Raw genomic sequence first — 12,325 nt, 5'->3', positions numbered from 1 at the left:
CCTCTCCCAACACATATGCCCAAAACGAGCACGAATCGGGAGTATCAGCCGCTCACCCAACATTCATGCCTTCTCCTGACTATGAATGTTCATGAAATGTTCTACGCGGCGCTTCATCCGTTCGCCCGGTTCGCGGCCATTACGCAAATCAAAGACGAGGCGCGGATCGCGCACTGCCGCACGACCAAAACGGGTGGGAGCCATGTCCGTCTGACGAAGAAAGCGCTCTACAGATCGCAACAGGTGCATGTTTATCGTCTCCAGTTCGAATCGCGATAGGGAAATTCCTATTTCTTATGCAATTTCCTACTTGTCTAGGATTATTCCTATCTGTATTGGATGAGAAATGGATAATGTTCGCGCCCGGGAGTTTCTCGACCAGCTCATTCATGAGCGCCGGGAAAATTATGGCGCTTTGTCGCGGCTTATCGGTCGTAATCCGGCCTACATTCAGCAATATATCAAGCGCGGAAGCCCCAGGAAGCTGGATGAGTCGGACCGCCGGACGCTGGCACGCTATTTCGGCGTGGACGAACAATTGCTGGGCGGTCTGGCGGAAACGTCTGCGTCGTCATCGCCTGTGCGAAAAGGCGGAGCAGGGGCAAAGGGCATGGTGCTTGTGCCGCAATATGATCTGGGCGCATCGGCGGGGGCGGGGTCGCTGGACCAGAGCGAACGGCCCGCCGGACGTATGGCATTCGAGGAAAAATGCCTGCGTGATCTGGGTGCGAATCCTTCGGGTCTGTCGATGATTCGGGTCGATGGGGATTCGATGGCGCCGACTCTCTCGCACGGCGACGACATACTTGTTGACCGCATGGACGGCGCCCCGCGGTTGCGGGACGGCATTTATGTGCTGCGTTTCGATGATGTGCTGATGGTAAAGCGGGTGGCGCTTGGCCTGTCGAAAGGCCGCTTTTCGGTGCGCAGCGACAACCCCAATTATCCTGATTGGGAGGACGTCGATCCAGCTCTCGTCGATGTGATCGGCCGGGTGATCTGGACGGGGCGCAAGGTTGGATGACGCGGGACAACTTGCGTATCCGCTTCTCGTTCGCCACATAAGGCGGCATGACGACACCACCCCTGAAAGCCGCCATCATTCCTGTGACGCCATTGCAGCAGAATTGCACGTTGCTGTGGTGCACCGCTACCAACAAGGGCGCTTTCGTCGATCCGGGCGGCGACCTTGACCGGTTGAAGGCAGCGGCAAAGCAACAGGGTGTGGAGATCGAAAAGATTCTGATCACGCACGGCCATATCGATCATTGCGGTGAAGCCGGTACGTTGGCGAAGGAGCTGGGTATCCCCATTGAGGGACCGCATGAGGCGGATCGTTTCTGGATTTCCCGGCTTGACGAGGACGGTCGCAGTTATGGCGTCAACGGCAAGGTGTTCGAGCCGGACCGCTGGCTGCACGATGGAGAGACCGTGACGGTCGGCAATCTCACGCTGGACGTGATCCACTGCCCCGGTCACACGCCGGGCCATGTTGTCTTCTATCATGCGCCGTCAAAGCTGGCGATTGTCGGCGATGTGTTGTTTCAGGGATCGATCGGACGCACCGACTTCCCGCTGGGCAATCATCAGGACCTGATCGATGCGATCACGCAGAAACTATGGCCATTGGGCGGAGATACAGCCTTCGTCCCTGGACATGGCGCCATGAGCAATTTTGCGCATGAACGGCAGACCAATCCCTTCGTCGCCGATCGCGTGACGGGCATCGCCTGACCTTAAACGTGCGCGCCCATTATTGGTGGCAGGGCGTGTTGTGGCGGAACGTAAGCGGAATAGAGAGCGACTGCGGCGAGGCCGATCAACGTCAGCCACGAAATCAGGATGCCAATCCCGCGCAATTTCGATGCAAAGTCCTTGTCCATACCAAAAGCATGCAGGACCCGACCGATTATATAGGCAAGTGCCACCAGCCACAGCCAGGTGGAAGTGCCCCGCGCCATTTCGATCAAGCCCATGAGAATGACCACGAAAGGGGTATATTCGATATAATTGGAATGCGCCCGCATCCGGCGCATCAGAGCGACATTGCCGCCATCGCCATGCAGGATCTTGTGTGCGGCCCTGAGGCGTGCTGTACGTATGCCCAGCCAGATGCTGAGCAGTGCTGTCGCTGCGGCGAAGGTCAATGTAATGGGTAACAGCATGGCATTTCTCTCCCCTTCTTTGCGTCGGTGCGTACTTCGCATGGAGGTGGTGAAAGGGGCAAGGATTAGCTTGCAAGACATCGAAAAAACGCTATACGCGCCTTTCGCTCGCGATCGTCCGGCCGCATGGCCTGCGGCCCCTATAGGCCGTTTGGTGCCAAATGCACGTTATTGGTCTGTCGCATGATATTTTAGTTGTAGAGAAACCGGAACAGGTACCGACATGGCCGTCCCAAAGAGGAAAACTTCGCCGTCCAAGCGCGGCATGCGCCGTTCACATGATTCGCTTCGTGTTGAATCATTTCAGGAATGTTCAAATTGCGGCGAACTCAAGCGCCCTCACAATATGTGTAGCGCGTGCGGGCATTATAATGGCCGTGAAATCATTGCGGTCGGGGCGTAAGCCACCGATACGCTGCTCAAGGAGTTGAAGCAGGTGGGGGCAGAGCCGCGGATCGCAATCGACGCGATGGGCGGTGATGAAGGCGTACGCGTCATGATCGCCGGGGTCGCTCTGGCCCGTCATCGCCACGAGGGCCTGCACTTCAACCTCTATGGTGACGAGACGCGCATCAAGGCTGCTCTCGACAATCATCCCAATCTGCGCGCCGCATCGGAAGTCTTTCACACGGATGAGGTTGTGGCAGCCACTGACAAGCCTGGTCAGGCGCTACGCAAATCAAAGAAATCCTCCATGGGCCTTGCCATCCATGCCGTAAAGGCGGGGCAGGCGGGCGCTGCTGTTTCGGCGGGCAATACCGGCGCATTGATGGCGATCGCGAAGGTTGCACTGCGCACCATGCCGGGAATCGACCGACCGGCACTCGCCGCGCTTCTGCCGACGTTGGGCGACAATGATGTGGTCATGCTTGACCTGGGCGCCAATACCGAATGTGACACGCAAAATCTGATACAGTTCGCCGTGATGGGCGCGGCCTATGCCCGTACTGCCATGGACCTGAAGCTGCCGCGCGTCCGCCTGCTCAACATCGGCACCGAGGAATTGAAGGGCACTGACGAAATTCGGGCGGCTGCGGCGATATTGCGCGCGGCAACGACTCTTCCCATGCAGTTTGACGGTTTTACCGAAGGCGACAAATTGGGGTCGGGCGAAGCGGACGTCATCGTGGCCGAAGGTTTTGCCGGCAATATTGCGCTCAAGACCGCGGAAGGTACGGCGCGGTTCGTGACTGACCTCCTGAAACGGGCATTCACCAGTTCGCTGCGGTCGAAGGCGGGGTTCCTTCTGTCGAAACCCGCACTACATATGCTTAAAGTGCATCTGGATCCGAACAACCATAACGGCGCGGTTTTTCTGGGCTTGAACGGCGTGGTAGTCAAAAGCCATGGCAGTGCCGATGCCAAGGGCGTAGCCAATGCCGTCAATGTCGCGGCCAAATTGCTGCGCGAAAACATTACCCAGCGCATTACGGAAGACCTTGATAACTTCCGCGCGCATTTCCCATCGGAGTCGCCTGTATCATGACGCGCCACGCCGCCTTGCTTGGAACGGGTTCGGCCCTGCCCAAAAACCGTGTGACCAATGCGGAATTGGCGAAGCGGGTGGACACCAGCGATGAATGGATTGTCGAACGCACCGGCATTCGTGCGCGCTACCTTGCCGGGGAAGGCGAAACTACGGCGAGCTTGGCGACCGATGCAGCGCGCAAGGCGATCGCGGCGGCGGGTCTGGAGCCGTCGGACATCGATCTGATCATTCTGGCAACCGCAACGCCCGATCAAACCTTCCCTGCCAGTGCGACCAAGGTGCAGGCAGCGCTTGGCATTGACGATTGTGTCGCCTTTGATGTGGGAGCGGTGTGTTCAGGCTTTCTTTATGCGCTGTCTGTTGCCGAAAGCATGATCCGTGCGGGATCGGCGACCAATGCTCTGGTCATCGGCGCGGAGACATTCAGCCGAATTCTCGACTGGGACGACCGCACGACCTGTGTCCTGTTCGGCGATGGAGCAGGCGCCGCGGTGTTCGGCCCTGCCGATGACGGGCGCGGCATATTGGCAACGAAGCTTCATGCCGATGGACGATATAATGAACTGCTCTATGTCGACGGCGGGCCATCGACCACGGGCACGGTCGGCAAGTTGCGGATGCGCGGGCAGGAGGTGTTCCGCCATGCCGTTGGCAAGCTGGCGGCTGTTCTGACCGAAGTGCTGGAACTGGCGGGGATGACGGCCAAGGACATCGACTGGGTCGTGCCGCATCAAGCCAATGCGCGGATACTGGATGCGACCGCCCGAAAGCTGGGACTGGCGCCGGAAAAGGTCGTGGTGACGGTGGACCAGCACGCCAATACGTCAGCGGCATCGGTGCCGCTGGCGCTTGATGCCGCCATCAGTGACGGGCGGATCAAGGCAGGCGACATTGTCGTTCTGGAGGCGATGGGCGGCGGTTTTACCTGGGGCGCATCCGTTTTACGGTACTAAAAGCAGTCGATAACCTTCGCGCTTGGGAGTCCCTAAATGGGACTATTGGCGAGGCGTCTGTAATGATTGTAATGGCCAGTTGCATATTTCTTTAAAATGTCACATATTTTCAGGGGGCAATAGAGAAATCGGCAGCCGGAAGGCTTGCAAATTGGTGGGGAAGAATATGCCGTCTCAAGCAACATTGACGCGCGCTGATTTGGCCGAAACGCTGAATCGTCAAATTGGCCTTTCGCGGGCCGAATCCGCCCAAATGGTGGAATCGATCCTCAATCATATGAGCGATGCGCTGGCTGTTGGCGAAAATGTGAAAATTTCCGGCTTCGGCACCTTTGTGTTGCGCGACAAATCGCAACGTATCGGGCGCAATCCCAAGACCGGCGTGGAAGTGCCGATCGAGCCGCGCCGGGTGCTGACATTCCGTGCCTCGCAATCCATGCGCGACCGGATTGCCGACGCGAACTGACGCTTGGCCGCGCCGGGAGTTGACGCGCCGCCCTACAATGGTGCAGCGTAATGTCATGAACAAGGCCGACGGGGCATTCCTGACCATCAGCGAGCTGGCGAATGAATTGCATTTGCCGCAACATATCTTGCGCTATTGGGAAAGCCGCTTTCCCGAACTCAAGCCGTTACAGCGGTCGGGCAATCGCCGCTATTACCGTCCCGCCGATGTCGCTTTGGCCCGGCGTATCCATCATTTGCTCAATGTGGAAGGCTTTACGGTAAAGGGTGCGCGCAAGGCGTTGAACGATGGCGGTGCTTCACCGCCTCTGCCGGATGCCGGAGATAACGTGGCAGAAAGCACAGCGCCGAATGGCAGCGCGCGCAACGCCGCCGACCTGTTACCCGAGCTGGAACATATCCGCGCCCGCTTGGCCCAGGCGTTGGCGGCCTCGCAATAAAGCCGCTGTCGCATATTGCGGACTCGCTTATTCGGATCGGCGCGCTACCGTGTCGGTACTATAACCAGGAGGATGCCATGCTCGTGATGTTCATTGGATTGGACAGGGTTGAAACGGCGGTCAATGCTTCTCAGGTCACTTTTGTTTCTTGCGCCACGGACGGCACACGTATCCGTTTCGGGGAGGGGCGAAGCGTGACGGTCACGGAACCTATCGCGGAAGTCGTCGAAACATTGAACAGGACGTTACGACCTCACGAATGAACATCTGTGTGTCTGGTCTGGGTCAAACCAGCCGCACCAGTATTTCGTCCAGCGTGGACAGGAAGCAGGATCGATCCGCCTTGGTGAAGGGCGGCGGCCCGCCAACGGCCTCTCCCCCCGCACGCAGGTCGGCCATGATGGCACGTATGGCGATGGCGTTGCCAATCGAGTTCATGGTGAATGGTTTGCCGTTGGGCGCAATGACGGCGGCCTGATTTTTCAGGCAACGATCGGCGAGCAGAATGTCGGCGGTAACGACCACTGTTCCGGAGGCGGCCCGTTCGGCGATCCAGTCGTCCGCCGCATCGAAATCCGCACCCACCGCCACACGGGTGATCAGTGGATGGGTTGGCACCCTGATCGGGCTATTGCTGACGATCGTAACCGGCACCTCGCGCCGGAAAGCGACCTTGTATATTTCTTCCTTTACCGGGCAGGCATCGGCATCGACCAGGATCATGACCATGGCCTCGCCTACCGCACGATCCGGTGGGATGCGAAGGGATTTTTCAATTATCCTCCACTCACGCCCGGTCGCGCAGCACGCGAATAGTTTGCTGAGACCGCTCTGGCACCCAGTTTATCACGGGTTCAGGTCCCTTGATTGCAAATAGCGGCGCGTCTGGCGCGTCAATATCGGCATTGCGGATGTCCAGCGTCAGCGGTGTGGTCGTGTCTATCAGAAAGACGGGAGCCGCATTGCCGGCGGCTGCGCGCACCACGGGGCTGTCGAGCACATAATGATCGACATCTCCATGAAAGGAAAAGTGCGCCGTTCCCCCCGTGCCGCCATAAAGGCGCGGGTCCTCGCTTCGGCATTGGCGCAACTCTCCGCCATTCCACAAACGATAATTGCGCTTGTTGGCGCGGGAGACACATTGTTCCATATAGACATTCGCCGATTTCAGATCGAAACCGCCGTCACTGCATTGCGTCGCCGTGCACGAGATATAGCGAATGCCGCGATTGCCCCGCTCATCGGAAAAGCCGTCACCGTTCCAATATTTGTCATCGGGACGACCGCTTTCCTGAAACCCATGCGCCGCCACGCGCGAATAGGTGATGTCGTGGGCTTCGTCATCCAGTTGAAACCCGACACAATAAAGGTCGCACTGCGCACTGCCATAGGCAACTACATCTTCGATGGTGCCATCATGAGAACCATAGCGAATGCGGATCATGCCGTGGTCGATCTCGCGCGCAATGCTCCGCCGGACTGCAAAATGGCTCAGGATTGCGGGATTGTCCTTGTTCGACGATGTATCCTCCAGAAAGCGATAGAGATTTTTCGCCTCGCAATCTTCGATGATCAGATTGTCGGTTGGAACATTGACCCTGACCGCTCCGTTGCCGAGATCCAGGAACGTACAATTGCGGATGACCATGTTGGATTTCGCCCGCAGCCCTTCGCCGCCATCCCCTTTGGTGCCGGACGCGATTCGCGTGCCCTGGAATGTCTTGCCATCGATAACGGTCGCGGTTTGCGCATGCGCGAGGCGGGGCAGGACAGAGGCTGACAGTGCGGTGGTCAGGAACCGGCGGCGCGTGACATGGGCGCTCATAAGCAATCCTCCGCAGATTTGCCTGCTTCATCGGCAGGCTACTGCACTGCGCGAGATTTCAGCCTGCTATATTCAGAATGATCTGTACAGGGACCTTTGGCAAGAAATATCCTATTGAAAAGGCACGAAAATTTGTTCAGTCGGGTAAAAAATGAGACCGGCCGGGCATTGTAGTTGCCTCCGATTCGTGCCTATTTTCTCTTTCCCCGCCAGCGCTTGCCAATGGACTGGGCTCCCCACAAGACACCCATGCCGATCGATACGGGAACAGCCACAACCACGAGCATTGCTGCCAGCACCCCTGTCACGACAGCAGATCCCGCAAGATGCACGGCCTCTTCTGCATGTGCCGCAGGTGTTACGGCATTGTCGGCCTCCGCGACTTCCCCGACGTCCCTCATTGTCATTTGTCTCCACGGTCCCCCGAACCGATGCCCCAACCGTGGCCCGATCCATTTCAGTCCTTGTTACGCCGGTGCGCCGGATTCCTGATGCTCTCGTCCGAAAGTTTCATTGCCAAATTTGCATTGCCAGTCAGACGGATAATCACCTTAGCCCCCAAAAGGTAAATAGCTCCTTTCGGTATGGCCCTCAACCGATTGCGTGAAAAAGCGAATCCATCACAAAAATCCATAATGGATATCCTAAGGAGGCAGGCGCGATGTGCGGAGGCGAAAACCGGACGAGGGGACTGTGACAAGGCCACACGCACATTCAAGTCTGGAACGAGGCGCGCTATAAAGCGTTAACGCTTGCTTAGAACTTTATAAAAACATGAGGATATGCCGAAGGCCCGGTTTCAGCCCGATAGGTTGCGCTGTGAGAAAGCTATAATATTGGCGGCTATATTAAAAGGGATCGTGCGCCATGAAAATCCATGTAACGGGCCTTCGCGGCATCCCTCGGGTTATGGGCGGGGTCGAAAGCCACTGCGAGGAATTATTGCCCCGCATCAAGATGCACAACGCCGATTTCGAGGTATCGGTTCTGTGCCGGGCGCCTTATGTCGACGAACGCGTCCGCACCCATCGGGGCATCGACATTGTGCCGCTGCTCTCTCCCCGTTCAAAATCACTCGAAGCGATCGTCGCGACATTTATCGCCATACTCTATGCATGGTATAAGGGCGCCCACGTTCTGCATATCCACGCCATCGGTCCGGCTTTGCTGGCGCCTTTTGCCCGAATATTGGGTCTCAACGTCATTGTGACGCATCATGGGGCCGATTATGAACGTGCCAAATGGGGTGCCTTTGCGCGCCTTGCTCTGCGTCTGGGGGAGCGGTCGGCGCTCATTTGGGCGCATCATGTCATTGCGGTATCGCCTTCTCTTGCGGGAAATCTGAAGCGCATTTTTCCGTCGCAGGCGCATAAGGTCACATATATCCCCAACGGCGCACCCCATTTGCCGTCCGATGGCTGCGATCCCAAAGCCACACTTGACGGGCTTGGGCTCCAGCCCGAAAATTTCATATTGGCGGTGGGACGGCTGGTTCCGGAAAAAGGCTTTGATGACCTGATAAACGCCTTTGAGGCGAGCGATCAGCCAGAGGGACGCAAGCTGGCGATTGCGGGCAATGCCGACCACGAGACCGATTATGTTCGCGCGCTTCGGATGCGCGCCAGCGATCGGGTGATCTTTCTGAATTTTCAACCCCGACCAGTGCTGAAGTGCCTCTATGAAAATTGCGGGCTGTTCGTCATGCCCTCTTATCATGAAGGGCTGCCGATCGCCGCGCTGGAGGCGGCGTCCTGTGCGGCGCCAATGATATTGAGCGATATCGCCGCCAATCGTGATCTTGGGCTGAGCACTACCCGGTATTTTCCGGTCGGAGACATAGAACGCCTGCGACATATGCTGGAAGGAACGCACCAGTCCGAAGCTGCCGAAGCGCAAATGGTGAAGGCACGTTTCGATTGGGACAAGTCGGCCAGCAGCACGGCAGCGCTCTATCGTTCGTTTGAGCCGGCGCCGGCCATCGCAATGCGCAAGGAACGCATTGGCACACGCCTGGTCGACTAATAGATGGCAGCACAGAGCAGAAAAAAGGCGCTCTTCGTTATCAACTCGCTTGCGGGCGGCGGAGCCGAGCGGGTCATGACGACCCTGCTATGCGCTTCGGATCATTGGCGTGATCGATATGATATGTCGCTGGCGCTGCTCGATCGTGAAGCTGTTGCCTATACCACGCCGGACTGGCTTGAAACGATCCAGTTCGATTGCAGGGGCGGCTTGTTGCCCAGCATATTGGCGCTCCGCAGATTGGTATCGCGCTTGCGTCCCGACGTGACGCTCAGTTTCCTCACGCGTGCCAATGTCGCCAACGTGCTGGCGACATCGGGCCGTGATGCGGCCTGCATAATCAGCGAGCGCGTCAACAGCTCTGCGCATCTGGGCGAGGGGATAAGGGCGTTTTCAGGCAAGGCACTGGTGCGCGCGACCTATCCACGGGCGCGTCATGTCATCGCTGTTTCAAACGGTGTCGCGCAGGATCTGACACAGAATTTTTCGGTTCGCAGCACGAATATATCCGTCATATCCAATCCCGTGGATCATGAACTGATCGCAAGGATGGGGGCTGAACTACCGGGGCTTGCGATCACGGGTGAATATATTGTGGCGGCGGGGCGGCTGGTGCCCAACAAGAATTTCAACATGCTGATCGATGCCTTCGCACGCTCTGATTTGCCTGGATCATTGGTTATCCTGGGCGAAGGGCCGATGCGTGAGGCATTGGAGGCGCAGGTGCGGCAATTGGGCTTGGCCGACCGGGTCTGTTTGCCGGGCTTTATCGATAATCCTTTTGCCGTATTGAAACGTGCATCGCTGTTCGCGCTGTCATCCAATGCGGAAGGATTTCCCAATGGACTTGTCGAAGCGCTGGCATGTGGGCTGCCGGTCGTGGCGACCAATTGCGCCTCCGGCCCAGCTGAAATTCTGCTGAACCGTCGGCGGGAAACGATACATGGCATCGTCCATGGTCCGGCCGGGGCAGTCGTGCCGCCCAATAACCCCTCCGCATTTGCCACTGCACTGTGCGCCATTCACGATCCGGCGATGCGCGAGGCGCGCGGGGCGGCGGCGATCGAACTGTCCCGCAAATTCAGCGTTGAGCGCACCACGGACCGCTATTGGGAGATTATAGAGAATGCGACCACATCCCGGCCAAAAGCCGTGGCCAGCCGCGCCGAAGCGCACCTTGCTGCAGCAAGCAAGCGGCTTTCCTGACGGTGCCCCACTAGCGGGCTTACACGCCGCCATTGCTGGTAAAGATGCGCTGCATATCGGGGAGTGCCAGTTTTGAACCAGATGACCCCATTGCCCGAGGCCTTTGGCAAACCGCACCGGCGCGGCTGCCCGCGTAGCCTGAGCATCCTAGTCGCCTTGCTTCAGGCGGACCTGTATCGTTATGCCGGGCGTATTGATGCCAAATCCTTCTGGCGCCATTTCCTGTTCACGCCGGGATATAAATATACCGTTCTGATGCGCAGTTGTGGGTATCTTAAAACCTGGCGGTTTCTGGCTTTTGGCCTTTATCCATTGTCCAAATGGCTGCTGCTGCGATGCCGTTATAAATATGGCATCGCCATTCCCGAATATACGGTGATAGGTCCCGGTCTGTTCATCAACCGGTTTGGCGGCATCTATGTCGGCGGCGATTGCATTTTGGGCGCCAATGTCAATTTGACCCATGGAATATTGCTGGGTCAGGTCAATCGCGGGAAGCGAGCCGGCTTGCCAGTGGTCGGCGATCGCGCCTTCATAGGGGCAGGGGCAAAGGTGATTGGGTATGTCCGCCTGGGTAATGACTGCGCCATTGGCGCAAATGCCGTGGTAACCAAAGACGTGCCCGACAACGGCGTAGTCGGCGGCATCCCGGCAAAACTCATTTCGACCGCTGGATCGGATGGTTATATCAACCGATTGGTGCCGCAAGAGTTGATGGAACGGTGCGCCGGGGCTTTTCCGGGGCTGTCGTCCGGTCGGTGACGTGCAGGACAAATCCTCTGACGATCAACGGATGGCAAGCCGCCGCATGCGCATGTGCCGCGTCAGGCGATAGCCGGATTTCCGCACACTGGCTGGCACCCATCGCGCCATCGCTACAATCGCGATCGTGCCAACCCCTTCCGGCATGGCAATGTCGCTCAATGGAATACGGATTTGTTCATCCGACTTCATGGAATAGCGGGCATAATAGGCGATTTCCTGATTAATCAGCCGACGCAGCAGCCGCCGTTCCACCGGCGTTGCATCAGCGATCATATGGCGCGCGGTTTCGACCAGGCAGGGCGGTTGCAGGGTATGGGTCGACTTGCTGACCTTGTTCTGGGAATCGCGGCTGAATATGGCGGTGGTAATTGGCGCGTAGACCAGCCGGGTTGAGCGCATGGCCCGCAGCCAGAGGTCCTTGTCGCCGCCGCGAACGGCACGCCCGTCCGGAAACAGGCCTGCGGCGATGAGCAGATTGCGGCGGAAGGCGGCGGCACCCGTCCACAGCGGACATTCCCGCACTTCCAGCCAAGCTTCGAGAAATTGACGAAAATTGAGCACGCCATCCAGATGGAGGCTGCGTGCGATCCGTTGCGGCTGACGATGCGTGTCGAAAACATGATCGAAACGCGTGGCGGCAGCATCTGCATTGGGCGCTTGCGATATGGCTGTGGCCAGAACCGCCAGATGATTTTCGTACCATAGGTCGTCGGCATCGAGGAACGCGATCCAATCGCCGCTCGCTTGCTTGATGCCCAGATTACGTGCGGCATATCCGCCCGGCCCCGGCACATTGCGATCCAGCAATCTTATGCGTGGATCGTTCATGGACGCAACGATGTCCCTGCTGCCATCGGTGGAACAATCATCAATCACGATGAGTTCATGCGGCGACAGACTTTGGGCAAGAACGCTCTCGACCGCGGCGGCCACATGGGACGCCTTGTTGTGTAGTGGCATGATGACGGAAAATCGCGGTGTCGCCATATGAATCC

Annotated in this window: 17 protein-coding genes; 11 read left to right on the top strand and 6 right to left on the bottom strand. The window is 57.9% G+C overall.

The annotated features are described in order from the left end of the window. Positions 1 to 63 precede the first annotated feature (63 nt). A complete protein-coding gene (locus L3X40_RS10100; RefSeq protein WP_237365518.1) occupies positions 64 to 249 on the bottom strand; it encodes a hypothetical protein in 186 nt (61 codons plus the stop codon). A gap of 97 nt (positions 250 to 346) precedes the next feature. Between L3X40_RS10100 and L3X40_RS10095 the strand changes: the two genes are divergently transcribed. Continuing rightward, entirely contained in the window at positions 347 to 1,024 is a 678-nt protein-coding gene (locus tag L3X40_RS10095) for a S24 family peptidase (RefSeq protein WP_237365517.1), read from the top strand. Between the two features lie 47 nt (positions 1,025 to 1,071). Further along, on the top strand, positions 1,072 to 1,734 hold the full coding sequence (locus L3X40_RS10090) for an MBL fold metallo-hydrolase (RefSeq protein ID WP_237365516.1): 663 nt from the start codon (positions 1,072 to 1,074) through the stop codon (positions 1,732 to 1,734). A gap of 2 nt (positions 1,735 to 1,736) precedes the next feature. Here the strand turns inward: L3X40_RS10090 and L3X40_RS10085 are convergent, their stop codons facing one another. Then, positions 1,737 to 2,165, bottom strand: coding sequence for an MAPEG family protein (locus L3X40_RS10085; protein ID WP_237365515.1), 429 nt, complete (start codon positions 2,163 to 2,165; stop codon positions 1,737 to 1,739). Positions 2,166 to 2,388: 223 nt separating this feature from the next. Between L3X40_RS10085 and rpmF the strand changes: the two genes are divergently transcribed. The 6 genes from rpmF (at position 2,389) to L3X40_RS10055 (ending at position 5,775) form a co-directional block, all read left to right on the top strand. Next, positions 2,389 to 2,568: a 50S ribosomal protein L32 gene (gene rpmF, locus L3X40_RS10080; protein WP_237365514.1), complete on the top strand. Its 180-nt coding sequence runs from the start codon at positions 2,389 to 2,391 to the stop codon at positions 2,566 to 2,568. Between the two features lie 33 nt (positions 2,569 to 2,601). Beyond that, a complete protein-coding gene (gene plsX / locus L3X40_RS10075; protein ID WP_272907941.1) occupies positions 2,602 to 3,651 on the top strand; it encodes a phosphate acyltransferase PlsX in 1,050 nt (349 codons plus the stop codon). Further along, positions 3,648 to 4,607, top strand: coding sequence for a beta-ketoacyl-ACP synthase III (locus tag L3X40_RS10070; RefSeq protein WP_237365513.1), 960 nt, complete (start codon positions 3,648 to 3,650; stop codon positions 4,605 to 4,607). The genes plsX and L3X40_RS10070 overlap by 4 nt, the downstream gene beginning before the upstream one ends. 166 nt (positions 4,608 to 4,773) lie before the next feature. Beyond that, positions 4,774 to 5,073, top strand: coding sequence for an integration host factor subunit alpha (locus L3X40_RS10065; RefSeq protein ID WP_237365512.1), 300 nt, complete (start codon positions 4,774 to 4,776; stop codon positions 5,071 to 5,073). 55 nt (positions 5,074 to 5,128) lie between these two features. Next, positions 5,129 to 5,512, top strand: coding sequence for a MerR family transcriptional regulator (locus tag L3X40_RS10060; RefSeq protein ID WP_237365511.1), 384 nt, complete (start codon positions 5,129 to 5,131; stop codon positions 5,510 to 5,512). 77 nt (positions 5,513 to 5,589) lie between these two features. Beyond that, positions 5,590 to 5,775: a hypothetical protein gene (locus L3X40_RS10055; protein WP_237365510.1), complete on the top strand. Its 186-nt coding sequence runs from the start codon at positions 5,590 to 5,592 to the stop codon at positions 5,773 to 5,775. Positions 5,776 to 5,797: 22 nt separating this feature from the next. Here the strand turns inward: L3X40_RS10055 and L3X40_RS10050 are convergent, their stop codons facing one another. The 3 genes from L3X40_RS10050 to L3X40_RS10040 form a co-directional block, all read right to left on the bottom strand. Then, complete coding sequence (locus L3X40_RS10050; protein WP_237365509.1) at positions 5,798 to 6,241, bottom strand: YaiI/YqxD family protein; 444 nt, start codon at positions 6,239 to 6,241, stop codon at positions 5,798 to 5,800. 58 nt (positions 6,242 to 6,299) lie between these two features. After that, the gene (locus tag L3X40_RS10045) at positions 6,300 to 7,337 is read right to left on the bottom strand and encodes a hypothetical protein (protein ID WP_237365508.1); all 1,038 of its coding nucleotides are present in this window, start codon (positions 7,335 to 7,337) and stop codon (positions 6,300 to 6,302) included. A 191-nt stretch (positions 7,338 to 7,528) separates the two neighbouring features. Continuing rightward, entirely contained in the window at positions 7,529 to 7,744 is a 216-nt protein-coding gene (locus L3X40_RS10040) for a hypothetical protein (protein ID WP_237365507.1), read from the bottom strand. Between the two features lie 460 nt (positions 7,745 to 8,204). Between L3X40_RS10040 and L3X40_RS10035 the strand changes: the two genes are divergently transcribed. From L3X40_RS10035 to L3X40_RS10025, 3 genes are all read left to right on the top strand, one after another. Then, on the top strand, positions 8,205 to 9,359 hold the full coding sequence (locus L3X40_RS10035; protein WP_237365506.1) for a glycosyltransferase family 4 protein: 1,155 nt from the start codon (positions 8,205 to 8,207) through the stop codon (positions 9,357 to 9,359). A gap of 3 nt (positions 9,360 to 9,362) precedes the next feature. After that, positions 9,363 to 10,565, top strand: a complete 1,203-nt coding sequence (locus L3X40_RS10030; RefSeq protein ID WP_237365505.1) for a glycosyltransferase — start codon at positions 9,363 to 9,365, stop codon at positions 10,563 to 10,565. Positions 10,566 to 10,646: 81 nt separating this feature from the next. Beyond that, positions 10,647 to 11,327 carry a serine O-acetyltransferase gene (locus L3X40_RS10025; RefSeq protein WP_237365521.1) on the top strand — a complete coding sequence of 227 codons (681 nt, stop codon included), beginning with the start codon at positions 10,647 to 10,649 and terminating at the stop codon, positions 11,325 to 11,327. 24 nt (positions 11,328 to 11,351) lie between these two features. Here L3X40_RS10025 and L3X40_RS10020 read toward each other — a convergent pair whose 3' ends face one another. Continuing rightward, entirely contained in the window at positions 11,352 to 12,317 is a 966-nt protein-coding gene (locus L3X40_RS10020) for a glycosyltransferase family 2 protein (RefSeq protein WP_237365504.1), read from the bottom strand. Positions 12,318 to 12,325: the final 8 nt, after the last annotated feature.

The organism is Rhizorhapis sp. SPR117 (assembly GCF_021742065.1).
The sequence above is the reverse complement of the archived record's forward strand: the minus strand, read 5'-3'. Positions and strand labels throughout refer to the sequence as shown.

What these genes read in the sequence shown, in the direction of transcription:
- L3X40_RS10060 (WP_237365511.1), top strand. Translation starts at nt 5,129, where the DNA reads ATGAACAAGGCCGACGGGGCATTCCTGACCATCAGCGAGCTGGCGAAT.
- L3X40_RS10090 (WP_237365516.1), top strand. Translation starts at nt 1,072, where the DNA reads ATGACGACACCACCCCTGAAAGCCGCCATCATTCCTGTGACGCCATTG.
- L3X40_RS10055 (WP_237365510.1), top strand. Translation starts at nt 5,590, where the DNA reads ATGCTCGTGATGTTCATTGGATTGGACAGGGTTGAAACGGCGGTCAAT.
- L3X40_RS10070 (WP_237365513.1), top strand. Translation starts at nt 3,648, where the DNA reads ATGACGCGCCACGCCGCCTTGCTTGGAACGGGTTCGGCCCTGCCCAAA.
- L3X40_RS10020 (WP_237365504.1), bottom strand. Translation starts at nt 12,317, where the DNA reads ATGGCGACACCGCGATTTTCCGTCATCATGCCACTACACAACAAGGCG.
- L3X40_RS10030 (WP_237365505.1), top strand. Translation starts at nt 9,363, where the DNA reads ATGGCAGCACAGAGCAGAAAAAAGGCGCTCTTCGTTATCAACTCGCTT.
- L3X40_RS10035 (WP_237365506.1), top strand. Translation starts at nt 8,205, where the DNA reads ATGAAAATCCATGTAACGGGCCTTCGCGGCATCCCTCGGGTTATGGGC.
- L3X40_RS10050 (WP_237365509.1), bottom strand. Translation starts at nt 6,241, where the DNA reads ATGGTCATGATCCTGGTCGATGCCGATGCCTGCCCGGTAAAGGAAGAA.
- L3X40_RS10040 (WP_237365507.1), bottom strand. Translation starts at nt 7,744, where the DNA reads ATGACAATGAGGGACGTCGGGGAAGTCGCGGAGGCCGACAATGCCGTA.
- L3X40_RS10025 (WP_237365521.1), top strand. Translation starts at nt 10,647, where the DNA reads ATGACCCCATTGCCCGAGGCCTTTGGCAAACCGCACCGGCGCGGCTGC.
- L3X40_RS10085 (WP_237365515.1), bottom strand. Translation starts at nt 2,165, where the DNA reads ATGCTGTTACCCATTACATTGACCTTCGCCGCAGCGACAGCACTGCTC.
- L3X40_RS10065 (WP_237365512.1), top strand. Translation starts at nt 4,774, where the DNA reads ATGCCGTCTCAAGCAACATTGACGCGCGCTGATTTGGCCGAAACGCTG.
- L3X40_RS10095 (WP_237365517.1), top strand. Translation starts at nt 347, where the DNA reads ATGGATAATGTTCGCGCCCGGGAGTTTCTCGACCAGCTCATTCATGAG.
- L3X40_RS10100 (WP_237365518.1), bottom strand. Translation starts at nt 249, where the DNA reads ATGCACCTGTTGCGATCTGTAGAGCGCTTTCTTCGTCAGACGGACATG.
- rpmF (WP_237365514.1), top strand. Translation starts at nt 2,389, where the DNA reads ATGGCCGTCCCAAAGAGGAAAACTTCGCCGTCCAAGCGCGGCATGCGC.
- L3X40_RS10045 (WP_237365508.1), bottom strand. Translation starts at nt 7,337, where the DNA reads ATGAGCGCCCATGTCACGCGCCGCCGGTTCCTGACCACCGCACTGTCA.